Consider the following 17,270-nt stretch of genomic DNA (forward strand, 5'->3'; position numbering starts at 1 on the left):
AAGGTGAATCGGGTGCGCCTAGTGATCGCTCAATGCACCGTTGACTACGTCGGCAGGCTCACCGCGCATCTGCCCTCGGCCCGCAGGTTACTGCTGTTCAAGGCCGACGGATCGGTCAGTGTGCACGCCGACGACCGCGCCTACAAGCCGCTGAACTGGATGAGCCCGCCGTGCTGGCTGACCGAGGAGCCCGGCGATGAGTCTCCGGTGTGGGTGGTCGAGAACAAAGCCGGCGAACAACTGCGCATCACCGTCGAGGACATCGAACACGACTCCAGCCACGAGCTCGGCGTCGACCCCGGGCTGGTCAAGGACGGCGTCGAGGCGCACCTGCAGGCGCTGCTCGCCGAGCACGTGCAGCTGCTGGGTGAGGGATACACGCTGGTTCGCCGCGAGTACATGACCGCCATCGGGCCCGTCGACCTGCTGTGCCGTGACGAACTCGGTGGCTCGGTGGCGGTGGAGATCAAGCGACGCGGCGAGATCGACGGCGTCGAACAACTCACCCGCTATCTGGAGCTGCTCAACCGCGACACGGTGCTCGCGCCGGTGAAAGGCGTGTTTGCCGCGCAACAGATCAAACCGCAGGCCCGCACACTCGCCACCGATCGCGGGATCCGTTGTCTGACATTGGATTACGACAAGATGCGCGGGATGGACAGCGACGAATACCGGCTGTTCTGAGGGTCCGCCACTAAACTGATCGGATGGCTCGGCGCCGTACCCCGCCACGCCGGCAGCGGCCCTTGGCGCCGCGGCCGGCACTGCGCCGGGTGGAGCTCGGGCCCGATGGTCACGAGTACGAAGTCCGTCCCGTCCCGGCGGCCGGCGCGGTCAAGACCTATCGGTGCCCCGGCTGCGATCACGAAATACGCTCCGGCTCAGCACATCTGGTGGTGTGGCCAATCGATTCGACGCTCGGCGGAGGCCCCGGTCAGATCGAGGACCGCCGGCATTGGCACACGCCGTGCTGGGCGCACCGCGCTACCCGCGGTCCAACCAGGAAGTGGTCGTGAATAACCGGTCTCAGGCGGCCGGTTCGACGAGTTCGATCAGAACTCCGCCGCCGTCCTTGGGGTGGATGAAGTTGATCCGGGAGTTTGCCGTGCCGCGGCGGGGTGCATCGTAGATCAGGCGCACGCCCTGCTCGCGGAGCTGCTCGACCAAGGCGTCGAGGTCACTCACCCGAACGGCCATCTGCTGGATGCCCGGACCGCGCTTGTCGAGGAACTTCGCGATCGTCGAGGACTCGTCGATCGGGGCCATCAACTGGATCTGTGCGGTACCCGCCGGGGCGCCGCGCACAGCCAGCATGGCTTCGCGGATTCCCTGCTCCTCGTTGACTTCCTCGTGCACCAGGATCATGCCGAGGGTGTCGTGGTACCAGGCGATGGCGGCGTCCAGGTCGGCGACTGCGATGCCGACGTGATCGATCGCCGTCACCAGTGAGGTGGCCAGGATCTGACGGGCGTCAACTTGATCGGTCGTCATCACATAACGGTAACCTGGCGGCAAAGATTGCGCTTCCCCGGGAGGCCGGACCGGCCGTCGGCGCAGGGTTAGGAGATTGTCATGACGACGTCGGTGATCGTTGCTGGAGCACGGACCCCCATCGGCAAGCTGATGGGTTCGCTGAAGGACTTTTCCGCCAGCGATCTGGGGGCCATCGCGATCGCGGGCGCGCTGGAAAAGGCCAATGTGCCGGCCACCGCGGTCGACTACGTGATCATGGGCCAGGTGCTGACCGCCGGGGCCGGCCAGATGCCGGCGCGCCAGGCGGCCGTCGCGGCCGGCATCGGCTGGGACGTTCCGGCGCTGACAATCAACAAGATGTGTCTGTCCGGCATCGACTCCATCGCGCTGGCTGACCAGCTCATTCGCGCCGGGGAGTTCGACGTGGTGGTGGCCGGCGGCCAGGAGTCGATGACCAAGGCGCCGCACCTGCTGATGGACAGCCGCTCGGGCTACAAGTACGGCGACGTGACGGTGCTGGACCACATGGCCTACGACGGCCTGCACGACGTGTTCACCGACCAGCCGATGGGCGCGCTCACCGAGCAGCGCAACGACGTCGACAAATTCACCCGGCAGGAGCAGGACGAGTTCGCTGCGCGGTCCCACCAGAAGGCGGCCGCGGCCTGGAAGGACGGCGTCTTCACCGACGAGGTGGTGCCGGTCAACATCCCGCAGCGCAAAGGTGATCCGCTGCAGTTCACCGAGGACGAGGGCATCCGCGCCAACACCACCGCCGAATCGCTGGCCGGCCTCAAGCCGGCATTCCGCCGCGACGGCACCATCACCGCCGGTTCGGCCTCGCAGATCTCGGATGGCGCGGCCGCCGTCGTGGTGATGAGCAAGGCCAAGGCCCAGGAAATGGGGGTGAGCTGGCTGGCCGAGATCGGCGCGCACGGCGTGGTGGCCGGACCGGACTCCACCCTGCAGTCGCAGCCGGCGAACGCGATCAAGAAGGCGCTCGGCCGTGAGGGCATCTCCGTCGACCAGCTCGACGTGATCGAGATCAACGAGGCGTTTTCCGCGGTGGCGCTGGCGTCGACCCGCGAACTGGGCGTGAACCCCGACCTCGTCAACGTCAACGGCGGCGCGATCGCGGTCGGGCACCCCATCGGGATGTCCGGGGCGCGGATCACGCTGCATGCCGCCCTGGAGTTGTCACGACGCGGCTCCGGATACGCCGTGGCGGCGCTGTGCGGTGCCGGCGGGCAGGGCGACGCCCTGATTCTGCGCGCCGGTTAGCCAGAGCTCGGGGCCGTCGCCGACGTTGCTGGCACGACGCGCCGATGTCGGATTGTGATCTTCGTCATATTTGCCGATCACGACCCCTTTCGGTGAGCTTTTTCGCCGGGTGGAGTCGCGGTCTGAGTGCCGCCGTGACCGGGTGGATGGGTAGCCCATCCGCATGACAAACTTGACGGCGTGACACGTCCGCGACCTTCTATCGGCCCCGCCCTGGCTGGTGCGGTCGATCTCTCCGCTCTCAAGCAGCGGCCCCAGCCCGCGGGCCCTCCTGGAGGACCCGCGCCGTCGGCGGCCGAGGGTGACACCGGGATCATCGCGGTCACCGAGGCCAACTTCGAGGCCGAGGTGCTGCTGCGGTCCGAGGAAGTGCCCGTCGTCGTGCTGCTGTGGTCACCGCGCAGCGACGCGTGTGTCCAGCTGCTCGACACGTTCGCCGGCCTGGCGGCCCAGGACAACGGCAAGTGGTCGTTGACGACGGTCAACGTCGATGTCGCGCCCCGGGTCGCGCAGATCTTCGGTGTCGACGCGGTCCCGACGGTGGTGGCGCTGGCCGCCGGCCAGCCGATATCGAGTTTCCAGGGAATGCAGCCGGCCGAACAGCTGCGCGGCTGGTTGGATCAGATCCTCTCGGCGACCGCCGGAAAGCTCAAGGGCGCAACGGGTTCCGGCGAGCCCGAGGAGGTCGACCCCGAGGTGGCGGCGGCGCGGCAACAGCTGGAAGACGGCGACTTCGAGGCGGCCAAGGCGTCGTACCAGTCGATCCTGGACGCCAACCCGGCCAACGCCGAAGCCAAGGGCGCGATTCGCCAGATCGAATTCCTCACGCGCGCAACCGCGCAACGCCCGGACGCCGTCGCCGTCGCCGACGCCGCGCCCGGTGACATCCAAGCCGCCCTGGCGGCGGCCGACGTCCAGATCCTCAATCAGGATGTCGGCGCCGCCTTCGATCGCCTGATTGCCTTGGTGCGCAGCACATCCGGGGACGACCGCACTTTGGTGCGGACCCGGCTGGTCGAGCTCTTCGAACTGTTCGACCCGGCCGATCCCGAGGTTGTCGCCGGACGGCGCAACCTCGCCAACGCGCTGTACTGACGCCTTACTCGGGCTCGAGCCACAGCGCCGACGTGGGCGGCAGCACCAGCAGCGCCGACGCCGGCCGGCCGTGCCACGGGTCCTCGGTGGCGTCCACGCCGCCCATGTTGCCGATCCCCGAACCGTTGTAGGCGGTCGCATCGGTGTTGAGCACCTCGCGCCAGCGACCGGCCGACGGCAGGCCCAGTCGGTATCCGCCGTGCTCGGCGCCGGCGAAGTTGAACACACATGCCATCACCGAGCCGTCCTTGCCATAGCGCAGGAAGCTCAACACGTTGTTGCCCGAGTCGTTGGCGTCGATCCAGGAGTAGCCGTCGGGCACGGTGTCCTGGCTCCACAACGCCGGGTGACTGCGATAGATGTTGTTGATGTCGCCGATCAGGCGCAGGACCCCGTTGGAGAACCCCTGCTCGTCGAGCTGCCACCAATCCAGGCCGCGCTCCTCGGACCACTCGGCACGCTGCCCGAATTCCTGTCCCATGAACAGCAATTGCTTGCCCGGGTGCGCCCACTGGTAGGCGAGCAGGCTACGCAGACCGGCCGCCTTGACGTGATTGTTGCCCGGCATCCGGCCCCACAGCGTGCCCTTGCCGTGCACCACCTCGTCGTGGCTGATCGGCAGCACGTAGTTCTCGCTGAACGCGTAGAGCATCGAGAACGTCATCTCGTGGTGGTGAAAACTACGATAGATCGGATCGCGGCTGATGTAGTCGAGCGTGTCGTGCATCCAGCCCATGTTCCATTTCATCGAAAAGCCCAGGCCGCCAAGGTTGGTCGGCCGCGTCACCCCGGGCCACGAGGTTGACTCTTCGGCGATGGTGACGATGCCCGGGGCGGTCTTGTGCACCGTCGCGTTCATCTCCTGCAGGAACTGCACGGCCTCCAGATTCTCGCGGCCGCCGTAGATGTTGGGGGTCCAGCCGCCTTCGGGGCGTGAGTAATCCAGGTAGAGCATCGACGCGACCGCGTCCACCCGCAGGCCGTCGATGTGGAACTCCTCGAGCCAGAACAGCGCGTTGGCTACCAGGAAGTTACGGACCTCCCGGCGACCGAAGTCGAATACGTAAGTGCCCCAATCGAGTTGCTCGCCGCGCTTCGGGTCGGAGTGCTCGTAGAGCGGCGTGCCGTCGAACCGGCCCAGCGCCCACGCGTCCTTGGGGAAGTGCGCCGGCACCCAGTCCACCAGCACGCCGATGCCGGCCCGGTGCAAGGCGTCGACCAGGGCGCGGAACTCGTCCGGCGTGCCGAAGCGCGACGTCGGTGCGTAGTACGACGTCACCTGGTAGCCCCACGATCCGGCGAACGGGTGCTCGGCGACCGGCAGCAGCTCGACGTGGGTGAACCCGTGTTCCACCACGTAATCCGTCAGTTCACGGGCCAACTGCCGGTAATTGAGCCCGGGACGCCAGGAACCCAGGTGAACCTCGTAGGTGCTCATCGGCTCGAACACCGGATTGCGCTGCGCGCGTTCGGTCATCCAGGCGGCGTCTTCCCACGTGTACTGGCTGCGCGTGACCCGCGAGGCGGTGTGCGGCGGCACCTCGGTGGCGAACGCCATCGGGTCGGCCCGCTCGGTCACGACGCCGTCGGCGCCGTGCACGCGGAACTTGTACAGCCCGTCGATGGGGAACCCAGGCCAGAACAGCTCCCAGACACCCGATGAGCCCAGGGCCCGCATCGGGGCTTCGCTGCCGGTCCAACCGTTGAACTCACCGATCAGGTTGATGCCCTTGGCGTTTGGCGCCCACACCGCGAACGACACGCCGTTCACCACACCGTCGGCCGTGGTGAACGAGCGGGGATGTGCGCCAAGGACTTCCCAGAGCCGCTCGTGGCGTCCCTCCCCGAACAGGTGCAGGTCGACCTCGCCCAGCGTCGGCAGGAAGCGGTACGCGTCGGCGATGACGTGCGGCTCGGCACCCTCGTAGGTGATCTGCAGCCGGTAGTCGATCAGGTTGACGAACGGCAACACGACGGCGAAGAGGCCGGATTCGATGTGCTGCATCGGGAAGCGGTCGTCACCGACCAGCGCGACGACTTCGGCCGCGTGCGGCCGGTACGCCCGGATGACGGTGTGATCACCGTATTCGTGGGCGCCCAGAATGCTGTGGGGGTTGTGGTGGGTGCCAGCGACCAGGCGCGACAGGTCGGCCGGATCGGGCGCCAAGTGTGTCCGAGCGAGTTGGTCGGCTTGGCTCATGTCCCTTTCACCTCCGGTCCGTTTCATCGCCTGCGTAGCAGTGTCATTCGTGCTTCATGCGGTATGAGTGGCATGTTGATGATGTGCGCGACCGCCTGCCCGGGGTCGAGCCGGACGTAATTGGCCTGGCCCCATTGGAATTCCTGGCCGGTGATCTCGTCGCGCACCCAAAAGCGCTCGTATGGCTCCATACCCAAAGCGGCCATATCTAAAAACAGTGTCGCCTCCTCGGCGCCGTACGCGTTGAGCGTCACCACCACCAACACGCAGTCGCCGGTCGCCGGGTCGAACTTGGAATAGGCGAGCAATGCCTCGTTGTCCACGCTGTGGAAATGGATCGTGCGCATCTGCTCCAGGGCGGGATGCAGCCGGCGAATTGCGTTGAGCTGCGTGATGAATGGCTCGAGCGACCGGCCTTCGGCCAGCGCGCCCGCGAAATCGCGGGGCCGCAACTCGTACTTCTCCGAGTCCAGGTACTCTTCGCTGCCCTCGCGCACCGCTCGGTGTTCGAACAGTTCGTAGCCCGAGTACACGCCCCACGCCGGCCCCATGGTCGCCGCCAGCACCGCGCGGATGGCGAACATGCCGGGCCCGTTGTGCTGCAGGATCGCGTGCAGGATGTCGGGGGTGTTGACGAACAGGTTGGGCCGGCGGAAGTCGGCGAGGTTGGCGATGTCGTTGCCGAATTCGGTCAGCTCCCACTTCGCCGTGCGCCAGGTGAAGTAGCTGTAGGACTGGGTGAACCCCAGTTTGGCCAGGCCGTACTGCCGGGCGGGCGGCGTGAAGGCCTCGGACAAGAACAGCACGTCGGGGTCGATGGCCTTGACCGTGGCGATCAGCCAGGCCCAGAAGTCCGGCGGCTTGGTGTGCGGGTTGTCGACGCGAAAGAACTTGACGCCGTGGTCCATCCAGTGCCGGACCACCCGCAGCACCTCGTCGTAGAGGCCGGCCGGGTCGTTGTCGAAATTGATCGGATAGATGTCCTGGTATTTCTTCGGCGGGTTTTCCGCGTAAGCGATGGTGCCGTCGGGCAATTCGGTGAACCAGTTGCGATGGTCGCGCGCCCAGGGGTGATCGGGTGCGCACTGCAGCGCCAGGTCCAGCGCCACCTCCATGCCCAGCTCGCGCGTCGCGGCGACGAAGGCGTCGAAGTCGTCGATGGTGCCCAGATCCGGATGCACGGCATCGTGGCCGCCCTCGTCGCTGCCGATCGCCCAGGGCGATCCCACATCTCCGGGGGCGGCGGTGGGGGAGTTGTTGCGGCCCTTGCGATGTACCTTGCCGATCGGGTGGATGGGCGGCAGGTAGACCACGTCGAATCCCATTGCCGCGATGCGCGGAAGCTGGGCGGCGGCCGTGGCGAAGGTGCCGTGCACGGGGTTGCCCTCGGCGTCCCACCCGCCGGTCGACCGGGGAAACATCTCGTACCAGGAGCCGAACCGGGCCAGTGGCCGGTCCACCCAGACGCCGTGCTGCTCACCCCGGGTGACCAGATCGCGCAACGGGTAGTCGGCCAGGATTTCCTCGATCGCCGGTCCCAGCGCCAGCGCGGTCCGGGTCACCGGGTCGCCTGGCTTGCGCAACGCGGTTGCGGCGGCCAGTAGCGGTTCGCGCAGTGCGCGCGGCACGCCCGTCGCCGCGCGCTCGAACAGTCCCGCACCGACCAGAAGATCGTTGGACAGTTCGGTCTCGCCCTGACCGGCGTCCAGCTTGGCGATCACCCCGTGGCGCCACGAATGAATCGGGTCGCCCCACCCGTCGACCCGGAACGTCCACAACCCGACCTGATCGGGGGTGAACTGACCATGGAAAACGTATGGCTCCAGGCCCATCGTCATCGGCAGCAGCAGCGGTTTGATCCGTTGCTGGTCCACCTTGCCGTCGCGTTCGGTCACCGGCTTTTCCGGGGCCTGAACCGCCTTGACGCGACGCGTCTCGGTTACCTGCGGATAGCCGGGCCCGAGGTAGCGCACGACCAAGGTCGCCGCGACCGCCTCGTGGCCTTCTCGCCATACCGCGGCGCTGACCGGCACCACTTCGCCGACCACGGCTTTCGCGGGATACGCGCCACAGGAAACGACCGGCTGGACGTTATCGATCTCGACACGACCGGGCACCACCACTCCGTTCCGATTGTGTGCGGCCGATCCCGCGGTGTGCTCCGTGCGGAATGCCGCTCGTCGGGAAACTTCCTGTCGTGGGGAAAATTTCTGTGTGGGGAAGCATCGTTGCGACCCCGATAACTACCCGATACCCACCCTAGTCTTCGGTCACACACCGGCGGGGAAAAGCGGCCCTTCCCGCCGCAGTGCGCGGGCCGGGAACCTCAGTAAGGTAGGAACGCGTGAAAGCCCTCCGCCGGTTTACCGTCCGTGCTCACCTTCCGGAGCGCCTGACCGCGCTGGACCAGCTGTCGACCAACCTGCGGTGGTCGTGGGACAAACCCACCCAGGAGCTTTTCGCGACCATCGACCCCGAGCTCTGGGAGCGGTGCGGCAGCGATCCGGTGGCGTTGCTGGGCGCGGTGAATCCGGCGCGGCTCGACGAGCTTGCGATGGACGAGGCTTTCCTGGGCCGGCTCGACGCGCTGACCGCCGATCTGAACGATTACCTGAGCCGCCCGCTGTGGTACCAGCAGCGGCAGGAGCAGGGCGCCGAAATGCCGGCCGCGGTCGCTTACTTCTCGATGGAGTTCGGCATCGCCGAAGTGCTGCCCAACTACTCCGGTGGCTTGGGCATCCTCGCCGGCGACCACCTGAAGTCCGCGTCGGATCTGGGCGTGCCGCTGGTGGCGGTGGGGCTCTACTACCGGTCCGGCTACTTCCGCCAGTCGCTGACCGCCGACGGCTGGCAGAACGAGACGTACCCGTCGCTGGACCCGCAGGGCCTGCCGTTGCGGCTGTTGACCGATGCGACCGGCGAGCCCGCGCTGGTCGAGCTGATGCTGCCCGACTCCGCGCAGCTGCACGCCCGCATCTGGGTCGCGCAGGTGGGCCGGGTTCCGCTGTTGTTGCTGGATTCCGACGTCCCGGAGAACGAGCACGATCTGCGTAGCGTCACCGACCGGCTGTACGGGGGCGACCAGGAACACCGGATGAGGCAGGAGATCCTGGCCGGCATCGGCGGGGTGCGGGCGATCCGTGCCTTCACCGACATCCACGGCCTACCCGCACCCGAGGTGTTCCACATGAACGAGGGCCACGCGGGTTTCCTCGGAGCGGAACGCATCCGCGAGTTGATGACCGGTCCGGGATTGGACTTCGACACCGCGCTGACCGTGGTGCGCTCCAGCACGGTGTTCACCACCCACACCCCGGTGCCGGCCGGCATCGACCGGTTCCCCATCGAGATGGTGCGGCTGTACTTCGACGACCATGCCGGCGATGAGGCGGAATCCGGCGAGAAGGCCGCGACCTCTGATGGCACGCCGGTGTTGTTGCCCGGCGTGCCGACGGCCCGCATCCTGGCGCTCGGCGCCGAGGACGACCCCACCAAGTTCAACATGGCGCACATGGGTCTGCGGCTGGCCCAGCGCGCCAACGGTGTGTCGTCGCTGCACGGCCGGGTGAGCCGGTCGATGTTCAACGAACTGTGGCCCGGCTTCGACGCGAGTGAGGTGCCGATCGGCTCGATCACCAACGGAGTTCACGCGCGCACGTGGGCGGCGCCGCAGTGGCTGCAGCTGGGTCGTGAGCTGGCCGGGTCGGATTCGTTCAGCGATCCGGGGGTTTGGCTGCGCCTCAAGCAGGTTGACGCGGGCCACCTGTGGTGGATCCGCTCGCAGCTGAGGTCCCTGCTAGTCGACGACGTCCGGCAGCGGCTACGTCGCTCCTGGCTGGAACGGGGCGCCTCAGACGCCGAATTAGGTTGGATCGCAACGGCATTCGACCCTGAGGTGCTGACCATCGGGTTCGCTCGGCGGGTGCCGACCTACAAGCGGCTGACGCTGATGCTGCGTGATCCGGATCGGCTGGAACAGCTGCTGCTCGACTCGGAACGGCCGATCCAGTTGATCGTCGCCGGGAAGTCGCACCCGGCCGATGACGGCGGCAAGGCGCTGATCCAGCAGGTGGTGCGTTTTGCCGACCGGCCCGCGGTGCGCCACCGCATCGCGTTTCTGCCCGACTACGACATGTCCATGGCGCGGCTGCTGTATTGGGGCTGCGACGTGTGGCTGAACAACCCGCTGCGGCCGTTGGAGGCTTGTGGCACTTCGGGAATGAAGAGCGCACTCAACGGCGGGCTGAACCTGTCCATCCGCGATGGCTGGTGGGACGAATGGTACGACGGCGAAAACGGTTGGGAGATACCGTCTGCCGACGGCGTGGCCGACGAGGACCGGCGCGACGACCTGGAGTCCAGCGGGCTCTACACACTGCTGGAAGAGGCTGTGGCCCCGAAGTTCTACGAACGCGACGAACACGGCGTGCCGCCGCGCTGGATCGAAATGGTGCGCCACACGGTGCAGACGCTCGGTCCGAAAGTGTTGGCGTCGCGCATGGTGCGCGACTACGTCGAGCAGTACTACACGCCCGCCGCGCAGTCGCTGCGCAAGACGATCGCACCCGCCGACGACGCGGGGGGCGGCGGCGAGTTCGGCGCCGCCCGTGAGCTGGCCGCCTACCGCCGGCGCGCCCACGATGCCTGGCCCAAGATCGTCATCACCGACGTAGACAGCACCGGCCTGCCGGACAGCCCCGTGCTCGGCTCCAAGCTGACCCTGACCGCCACCGTGCAACTGGCCGGCCTGGCGCCCGACGAGGTCACCGTCCAGGCGCTGGTGGGCCGCGTCGACTCCAGCGATGCGCTGCTGGACCCGATCACCGTCGAGATGTCCTACACCGGCACCGCCGAGGGCGGCAACCAGGTCTTTTCGACGACGACCCCGCTGCCGCTGGCGGGATCGGTCGGCTACACCGTGCGCGTGCTGCCGCGCAACCCGATGCTGGCCGCCAGCAACGAGCTCGGCCTGGTCACGCTGGCCTAACTGCTCGACAACGAGCCAAAGTCGGTGAAGCGCGGTCAACGTGATGTATTGGGCTCGCGCGCAACGGTTTTCGCGACCAGTCGCGGCTGGCGCCGCTCGGCGGCGTTGAGGGCAACGTGAGGTATCCAGTGGTGCCGGCCGGATAGGAGCCGTGCTCAGCCGCGCGTCGGCCGGCGCTTGTTAATTTTCACAACAGTAATTAGGAGATTTTCGAACTCAGCACGGGCGCTTGAGCGACAATTGCGACGCGGTCAGAGTCGCAACTGCCTCACAGTGGAGGTGCGCCATGACGCACAGAATTGCTGTCACAGCCCGGACTACCCCGAGGCGCACTGCAGAGCGCGCGACGACGAACGGGGATGGCCCGGCCGGCAGAGTCCTTGATCCAGACACCGGCGTGAGCCGCAGACGTCTCCGGACGGGCCGACCCCCCGCCCCGCTCACTCGACGCCGGCAGCCCTCCCCGACGGCAGTGCTGCTGGTCGCGGCTTTCGGCGCCTTCCTCGCATTCCTCGACTCCACGATCGTCAACATTGCCTTCCCGGCCATCCAGCGCTACTTCCACAGCAGCGACATCAGCAGCCTGTCGTGGGTGCTCAACGCCTACAACATTGCCTTCGCCGCGTTCCTCGTGGCCGGCGGCAGGATTGCTGACCTGCTTGGCCGCAAGCGGATGTTTATCTACGGCGTGGTGTTGTTCACCGCCGCGTCAGCGTTGTGCGCGGCCGCCGACACAGTCGGCCAGCTGGTCGCCTTCCGGGTGCTGCAAGGCATCGGAGCGGCGGTCCTGGTGCCGGCGTCCCTGGCGCTCGTCGTCGAAAGTTTCGACGAGGCCCGCCGCGCACATGGCGTCGGCCTTTGGGGCGCGGCAGCCGCAATCGCATCGGGTCTCGGGCCGCCAATCGGTGGTGCTCTCGTTGAGGCATCGAGTTGGCGCTGGGTTTTCTTGGTCAATCTGCCGCTTGGCGCTGTGGCCGTGATGGTGGCTCGACGCGGCCTGGTCGAGAGCCGCGCCTCGGGACGACGTCGCGTGCCCGACTTACGGGGCGCGGCTTTGCTGGCCGCCGGGCTCGGTTGCCTGACCCTCGGGTTGGTCAAGGGCCCGGACTGGGGCTGGGTCAGCCCGGCAACCATCGGGTCATTCCTCGCCGCAGTGGTCGCGATGCTCGGATTCCTGATGAGTTCGCGGAGGCATCCAACCCCGTTGATAGAGCCCGCGTTTCTGCGCATCCGGTCGTTCACGGCGGGCAATACCTTGACGTTGATCGCCAGCGCGGGGTTCTACGCCTACCTGCTGACCCATGTCCTGTTCCTCAACTACGTGTGGGGTTACAACTTGCTACGCGCGGGCCTGGCGGTGGCACCTGCCGCGTTCGTCGCGGCTGTCGTCGCCGCGGTACTAGGCCGCGTCGCCGACCGGCACGGTTACCGCCTCATCATCATCGCCGGCGCGCTGATCTGGACAGGCAGCCTGCTGTGGTACATCGAACGCGTCGGCTCCAAGCCCGATTTCCTCGGGCAGTGGTTGCCCGGCCAAATGCTGCAGGGCATCGGGGTCGGGGCCACGCTGCCAATGCTTGGCAGCGCCGCCCTGACTGGGCTGGCCGCAGGCGGCAGCTATGCCACCGCGTCGGCGGTAGTCAGCAGCACGCGACAGCTCGGAGCCGTGATCGGCATCGCGTTGTTGGTGATTGTGGTCGGAACGCCGGCTCACGGCGCCACCGAAGAGACCTTGCGACGAGGTTGGGTGCTGGCCGCGGTCTGCTTTGCGTTGGTCGCTATCGGTGGTGTGTTGTTGGGCCGCACCCGCCACGTCGAGGCGATTGCAGGGGAGTCCGAACCCCCTCCGCAATTGGATTCGCCGGGATCGCGGTCGGCGCCGGGGGTCGTGTCGCTACCCGCCGAGATTCGGCCGGCGGCAGACGGTGAGGTCGACCCGCTCGGCGCTCTGCCGCTGTTTGCCGGCCTTGACCCGATCACTCTGGCGGAGCTGCGAGAGCACGCCGAGCAGGTCGAGCTGGAGGCGGGGTCGTATCTCTTTCACGCGGGCGAGGCGTCCGATTGCCTGTACGTCGTGCGAAACGGCCGACTGCAGGTGCTCCAGAATGACGTCGTAACAACGGAATTGGGCCGCGGCGAGGTCGTCGGCGAGCTGGGATTGCTGATCGATGCGCCCCGCTCCGCGTCGATTCGCGCGGTGCGCGACTCGACGCTGATCCGGCTCACCAAAACCCAATTTCAAAGCATTGCCGATTCGGGCGTCCTGGAAGCAATGGTCCGGGTGCTGGCCACGCGGCTACACCAGGCTCCGCCGCCCGCGGTGCCGCGGGCTGCGACACCGGAGGCGGTCGTTGCGATCGTCGGCGTCGACGTCGCTGCGCCCGTATCGCTGGTGGCTGCCGAATTGGTCACCGCGCTGTCGGGCCGGCTACAGGTGGTGGACCCGGGCCGTGTAGACCGCGACGGGTTGGACCGCGCCGAGCGGGTGGCGGACAAGGTGGTGCTGCACGCGGCAGCCGATGATGCGGACTGGCGTGATTTCTGCTTGCGGTCGGCCGATCGCGTGGTTCTGGTGGCGGCGCATCCGGCGCCACCGGTGGCACCGCTGCCGGCGCGTGCGGCCGGCGCCGACCTAGTCCTCGCCGGACCACCCGCAGCCCGGGAACACCGGCACCTGTGGGAGGAATTGATAACGCCGCGCTCGGTGCATACAGTCCGCGCCGGGCACGCGACCGCCGATCTGCGACCGCTCGCAGCGCGCATCGCGGGGCGCTCGGTCGGCCTGGTCCTCAGCGGCGGGGCAGCGCGAGCTTTTGCGCACCTTGGGGTGCTGGACGAGCTGGAAGCGGCGGGAGTGGCCGTCGACCGTTATGCCGGGACCAGTATGGGGGCGATCATCGCCGCGCTCGCGGCAACCGGTAAGGATGCGGCCGCCGTCGACGCGAATATGTATGAGTACTTCATTCGCAGCAACCCGACAAGCGACTACACGCTGCCGAGCAAGGGACTGATCCGGGGGCGGCGCACCCTGGGCGCTCTGGAGAGCGTCTTCGGTGGACAGCTAGTCGAGGAATTGCCGAAGGAATTCCGTTGTGTCAGCGTCGATCTGCTGGCGCGCCGGGCCGTCGTGCATCGACGAGGTCCGCTCGCCGATGTCGTCGGCTGCTCCCTGCGGGTCCCGGGTTTGTATGCACCGGTCGTCTACAACGGGGCGCTACACGTCGATGGCGGTGTGCTCGACAACCTGCCGGTAATGACGCTGGCTCGACACGAGGGCCCACTGATCGCAGTGAGCATCGGCACCGGTCAGCAGGCGACCCCCGTCTCCGCTACGAGGCTGCCGCGCTCGCCGCGGGTGCCTAATGTCGTCGACACGCTCATGCGCACGATGACGATCGGTAGCGCGATGGCATCAACGGCGGTTCTGGAACGCGCCGACCTCGCGATCCACCCCGACACCAGCAGTATCGGATTCCTGGAGTGGCATCAGATTGACCGCGCCCGCGAGGCGGGCCGGGTCGCGACGCGTGAAGCGTTGCCGCGGATCATGGAGGTGGTCGGTGGCTGACGTCGCGGTGGTCACCGACAGCACCGCCTACTTGCCCGCTGCACTCGTCGACAAAATCGGCATCACGGTTGTGGCGCTGTATTACGACGTCAGCGGCGACGCGTCGCCAGGCGGCGGTCACGATGTGCCTGGCCGCGGGCTGCGCGAATCGGAATTCGACGGTGATCTCGGACGGTTCTATGCGGAGCTGGACGCGTCGAAGACAGTGGCGACGACGTCGCCGCCTACCGTCGAGGATTTCGTCGAGGTCTTTGACCGGCTTCTGCAGCGGCACAGCGCCGTCGTCTGCGTGCTGATCTCCTCAGGCATTTCCAGGACCTGCTCGATCGCCCGACAGGCAGCCGCACGGCTGGAGTCTGAGGGCCGGGGTGGCGAGCGGGTGGAGGTGACCGACTCGGCTGGCACGGGCGGCCACCAGGGTGTTCAGGCACTGGCGGCGGCGCGGGCTGCCGCCGCGGGGGAAGACAGCGCAGGAGTGATCGCCGCGATGCGGCGGGCGCGCCAGGAGGTCAGGCAATGGTTCGTTCTTGACACGCTTGAGTATGTGCGGCGCAGCGGCCGGATCGGCGGCGCGGCCGCATGGTTCGGATCGGCACTCGACCTCAAGCCGATCTTGTTGATCGAATCGGAGTTCAAGGCGGTCGAACGTGTGCGGACGCGTAGGCGCGCTGTCGAGCGGTTGGTGGAGCTGATGCGGGAGCGCCGCGCGGTGGGCGCCGATCGTTGGTTCGTCCAACACGCGTATGCGCACGAGGACGCGCAGCGGCTGGCCGAGCGCCTTGCCAAAGTATTCGGCTCTGAGCCTGCGTTCGTCTCCGAGGTCGGCCCGGTAGTCGCGACGCATACCGGGCCGGGAGCGTTGTCGGCCGGTGGTCTTCCCGGCGCGGCGTTGGGGGGTGCATATGGCTGACGTCGCCGTGGTCACCGACAGCACCTGTGCCTTGCCGCGGGCGCTGGTCGAGAGCCTGGACATCACGGTGGTGTCGCTTTATTACGACATCACTGGCGCGGCGTCGCCCACCGGCGGTCACGAGCTGCCCGGCCGGGGGGAGCGCGAGTCGGACTTCGACGGTGATTGGGCGCGGTTCTTTGCCGAGCTGGACGCGTCGAAGACGGTGGCGACGACGTCGCCGCCTACCGTCGAGGATTTCGTCGCGACGTATGAGCGACTGCTGCAGCAGCACAGCGCCGTGGTCGCCGTCATGCTTGGCTCAAACCTCTCCCCGACGTGCGAGTTCGCCCGGGAGGCGGCGGCGCGGGTGGACGGCGAGCGGATAGTGGTGTTCGATTCGGCCGGCGTGGCCGGCCACCTGGGCTGTCAGGCGCTGGCGGCGGCGCGTGCCGCGGCGGCAGGGGCCGACCTACAGGGCGTGACCGAGCAGGCGCGCCGGGCGCGCCAGGAGGTCAGGCAATGGGTCCTGGTCGACACGCTCGAGTATCTGAGGCGCGGCGGCCGAGTCGGCACCGCGGCTGCATGGATCGGATCGGCGCTCGACCTCAAGCCGATCTTGATGGTCGAATCGGAGTTGAAGGCCGTCGAACGTGTGCGCACGTTCAAGCGCGGGGTCGAGCGGTTGGTTGAGTTGATGCGACAGCGCCGCGCGGTGGGCGCCGATCGATGGTTCGTCCAACACGCCTATGCGCACGAGGACGCGCGGCGACTGGCCGAGCGTCTCGCCGCGCTGTTCGGCACCGAGCCGGAGTTCATCTCTGAGGTCGGGCCGGTACTCGCAACTCATACCGGTCCCGGGATGGTGACGGTCGGTGGTCTCCCAGGCGCGGCGTTGGAGGGTGCGTATGGCTGATGTCGCTGTGGTTACCGACAGCACCGGCTACCTGCCGCGTGCGCTCGTCGACAAATTCGAAATCACCGTTGTCTCACAGTATTACGACGTCGGTTTCGGCCCGCTGCGTGAGTCGGAGTTCGACGGTGATTTCGGACGGTTCTATGCGGAGTTGGACGCGTCAAAGAACATAGCGACGACGTCGGCGCCTACCATCGACGATTTCGTCGCGGCCTTTGACCGGCTGCTGCAGCAGCACGCCGCCGTTGTCTCGGTGCTCATCTCCTCTGGCGTGTCCGAGACCTGCTCGATGGCTCGGCAGGCAGCCGCAAAGCTAGAGGGCGACCGAGGCGCGCGGGTCACGGTGATCGACTCGGCCGGCTTTGGCGGCCACCTTGGACTCCAGGCGCTGGTGGCTGCGCGTGCCGCCGCCGGGGGAGCCGACCCGGAGGGCGTTATCGAGCGAGTGCGGCAGGCCCGTCAGGAAGTCAAGGGCTGGGGTCTGGTGGATACGCTCGAATACCTCCGCCGAAGCAACCGGGTGGGCAGTGTGGCCGCATGGGTCGGGTCGGCGCTCGACCTCAAGCCGATCCTGGCGATCGAATCGGAGCTCAAGGCCGTCGAACGCGTGCGCACGCGTCGGCGCGGCGTCGAGCGGCTGGTCGAGCTGATGCGCCAGCGACGCGCGGCGGGCGCCGACCGGTGGTTCGTCCAGCATGTCCACGCTCCTGATGACGCGCAGACGCTAGTCGACCGGTTGGGAACCGAGTTCGGCACCGAGCCGGAATTCGTCTCCGAGGTCGGACCGGTGGTGGCAACGCACGTCGGACCGGGCACGCTGGTGGTCGGCGGACTTCCAGGATCGGCGTTGAGGTGACCGAT

At 67.5% G+C, this 17,270-nt stretch carries 12 protein-coding genes; 9 read left to right on the plus strand and 3 right to left on the minus strand.

The genetic code is table 11. The features are described 5' to 3' along the window. Nucleotides 1-12 precede the first annotated feature (12 nt). Together nucS and A5732_RS25000 are read left to right on the plus strand one after the other, a co-directional pair. Nucleotides 13-684 carry an endonuclease NucS gene (gene nucS / locus A5732_RS24995; protein WP_076052428.1) on the plus strand — a complete coding sequence of 224 codons (672 nt, stop codon included), beginning with the start codon at nt 13-15 and terminating at the stop codon, nt 682-684. Nucleotides 685-707: 23 nt separating this feature from the next. Beyond that, on the plus strand, nt 708-1,016 hold the full coding sequence (locus A5732_RS25000; RefSeq protein WP_076052369.1) for a hypothetical protein: 309 nt from the start codon (nt 708-710) through the stop codon (nt 1,014-1,016). Between the two features lie 10 nt (nt 1,017-1,026). On the opposite strand, the gene mce is transcribed toward A5732_RS25000, so the two are convergent. Beyond that, on the minus strand, nt 1,027-1,494 hold the full coding sequence (gene mce, locus A5732_RS25005; protein WP_007773907.1) for a methylmalonyl-CoA epimerase: 468 nt from the start codon (nt 1,492-1,494) through the stop codon (nt 1,027-1,029). A gap of 78 nt (nt 1,495-1,572) precedes the next feature. Here mce and A5732_RS25010 point away from each other — a divergent pair, with 78 nt between their 5' ends. Together A5732_RS25010 and A5732_RS25015 are read left to right on the plus strand one after the other, a co-directional pair. After that, the gene (locus A5732_RS25010) at nt 1,573-2,754 is read left to right on the plus strand and encodes an acetyl-CoA C-acetyltransferase (RefSeq protein ID WP_076052368.1); all 1,182 of its coding nucleotides are present in this window, start codon (nt 1,573-1,575) and stop codon (nt 2,752-2,754) included. Nucleotides 2,755-2,934: 180 nt separating this feature from the next. Next, the gene (locus A5732_RS25015; RefSeq protein WP_076052367.1) at nt 2,935-3,849 is read left to right on the plus strand and encodes a tetratricopeptide repeat protein; all 915 of its coding nucleotides are present in this window, start codon (nt 2,935-2,937) and stop codon (nt 3,847-3,849) included. Between the two features lie 4 nt (nt 3,850-3,853). Here A5732_RS25015 and glgB read toward each other — a convergent pair whose 3' ends face one another. Both glgB and A5732_RS25025 read right to left on the minus strand, forming a co-directional pair. Continuing rightward, nucleotides 3,854-6,049, minus strand: a complete 2,196-nt coding sequence (glgB, locus tag A5732_RS25020; RefSeq protein WP_076052366.1) for a 1,4-alpha-glucan branching protein GlgB — start codon at nt 6,047-6,049, stop codon at nt 3,854-3,856. Nucleotides 6,050-6,072: 23 nt separating this feature from the next. After that, a complete protein-coding gene (locus tag A5732_RS25025) occupies nt 6,073-8,166 on the minus strand; it encodes an alpha-1,4-glucan--maltose-1-phosphate maltosyltransferase (protein ID WP_216351591.1) in 2,094 nt (697 codons plus the stop codon). 227 nt (nt 8,167-8,393) lie between these two features. Here A5732_RS25025 and glgP point away from each other — a divergent pair, with 227 nt between their 5' ends. The 5 genes from glgP to A5732_RS25050 all read left to right on the plus strand — a co-directional run bounded on the left by glgP (nt 8,394) and on the right by A5732_RS25050 (nt 17,265). Next, nucleotides 8,394-11,036 (plus strand): alpha-glucan family phosphorylase, encoded by a 2,643-nt coding sequence (glgP, locus tag A5732_RS25030; protein WP_076103576.1) that lies wholly within the window; start codon nt 8,394-8,396, stop codon nt 11,034-11,036. A 286-nt stretch (nt 11,037-11,322) separates the two neighbouring features. Beyond that, entirely contained in the window at nt 11,323-14,604 is a 3,282-nt protein-coding gene (locus A5732_RS25035; protein ID WP_081389509.1) for an MFS transporter, read from the plus strand. Further along, the gene (locus A5732_RS25040) at nt 14,597-15,514 is read left to right on the plus strand and encodes a DegV family protein (RefSeq protein WP_076103577.1); all 918 of its coding nucleotides are present in this window, start codon (nt 14,597-14,599) and stop codon (nt 15,512-15,514) included. Before A5732_RS25035 ends, A5732_RS25040 begins: the two co-directional genes overlap by 8 nt. Beyond that, on the plus strand, nt 15,507-16,409 hold the full coding sequence (locus A5732_RS25045) for a DegV family protein (protein ID WP_076052361.1): 903 nt from the start codon (nt 15,507-15,509) through the stop codon (nt 16,407-16,409). The genes A5732_RS25040 and A5732_RS25045 overlap by 8 nt, the downstream gene beginning before the upstream one ends. Then, entirely contained in the window at nt 16,369-17,265 is an 897-nt protein-coding gene (locus A5732_RS25050) for a DegV family protein (protein WP_139334615.1), read from the plus strand. The genes A5732_RS25045 and A5732_RS25050 overlap by 41 nt, the downstream gene beginning before the upstream one ends. Nucleotides 17,266-17,270: the final 5 nt, after the last annotated feature.

The organism is Mycobacterium colombiense, assembly GCF_001953985.1.
GTDB classification, from domain to species: domain Bacteria; phylum Actinomycetota; class Actinomycetes; order Mycobacteriales; family Mycobacteriaceae; genus Mycobacterium; species Mycobacterium colombiense_B.

Bases quoted from the DNA above. Each gene is read 5' to 3' on its own strand.
- A5732_RS25035 (WP_081389509.1), top strand. From the start codon at position 11,323: ATGACGCACAGAATTGCTGTCACAGCCCGGACTACCCCGAGGCGCACT.
- A5732_RS25045 (WP_076052361.1), top strand. From the start codon at position 15,507: ATGGCTGACGTCGCCGTGGTCACCGACAGCACCTGTGCCTTGCCGCGG.
- A5732_RS25000 (WP_076052369.1), top strand. From the start codon at position 708: ATGGCTCGGCGCCGTACCCCGCCACGCCGGCAGCGGCCCTTGGCGCCG.
- glgB (WP_076052366.1), bottom strand. From the start codon at position 6,049: ATGAGCCAAGCCGACCAACTCGCTCGGACACACTTGGCGCCCGATCCG.
- A5732_RS25010 (WP_076052368.1), top strand. From the start codon at position 1,573: ATGACGACGTCGGTGATCGTTGCTGGAGCACGGACCCCCATCGGCAAG.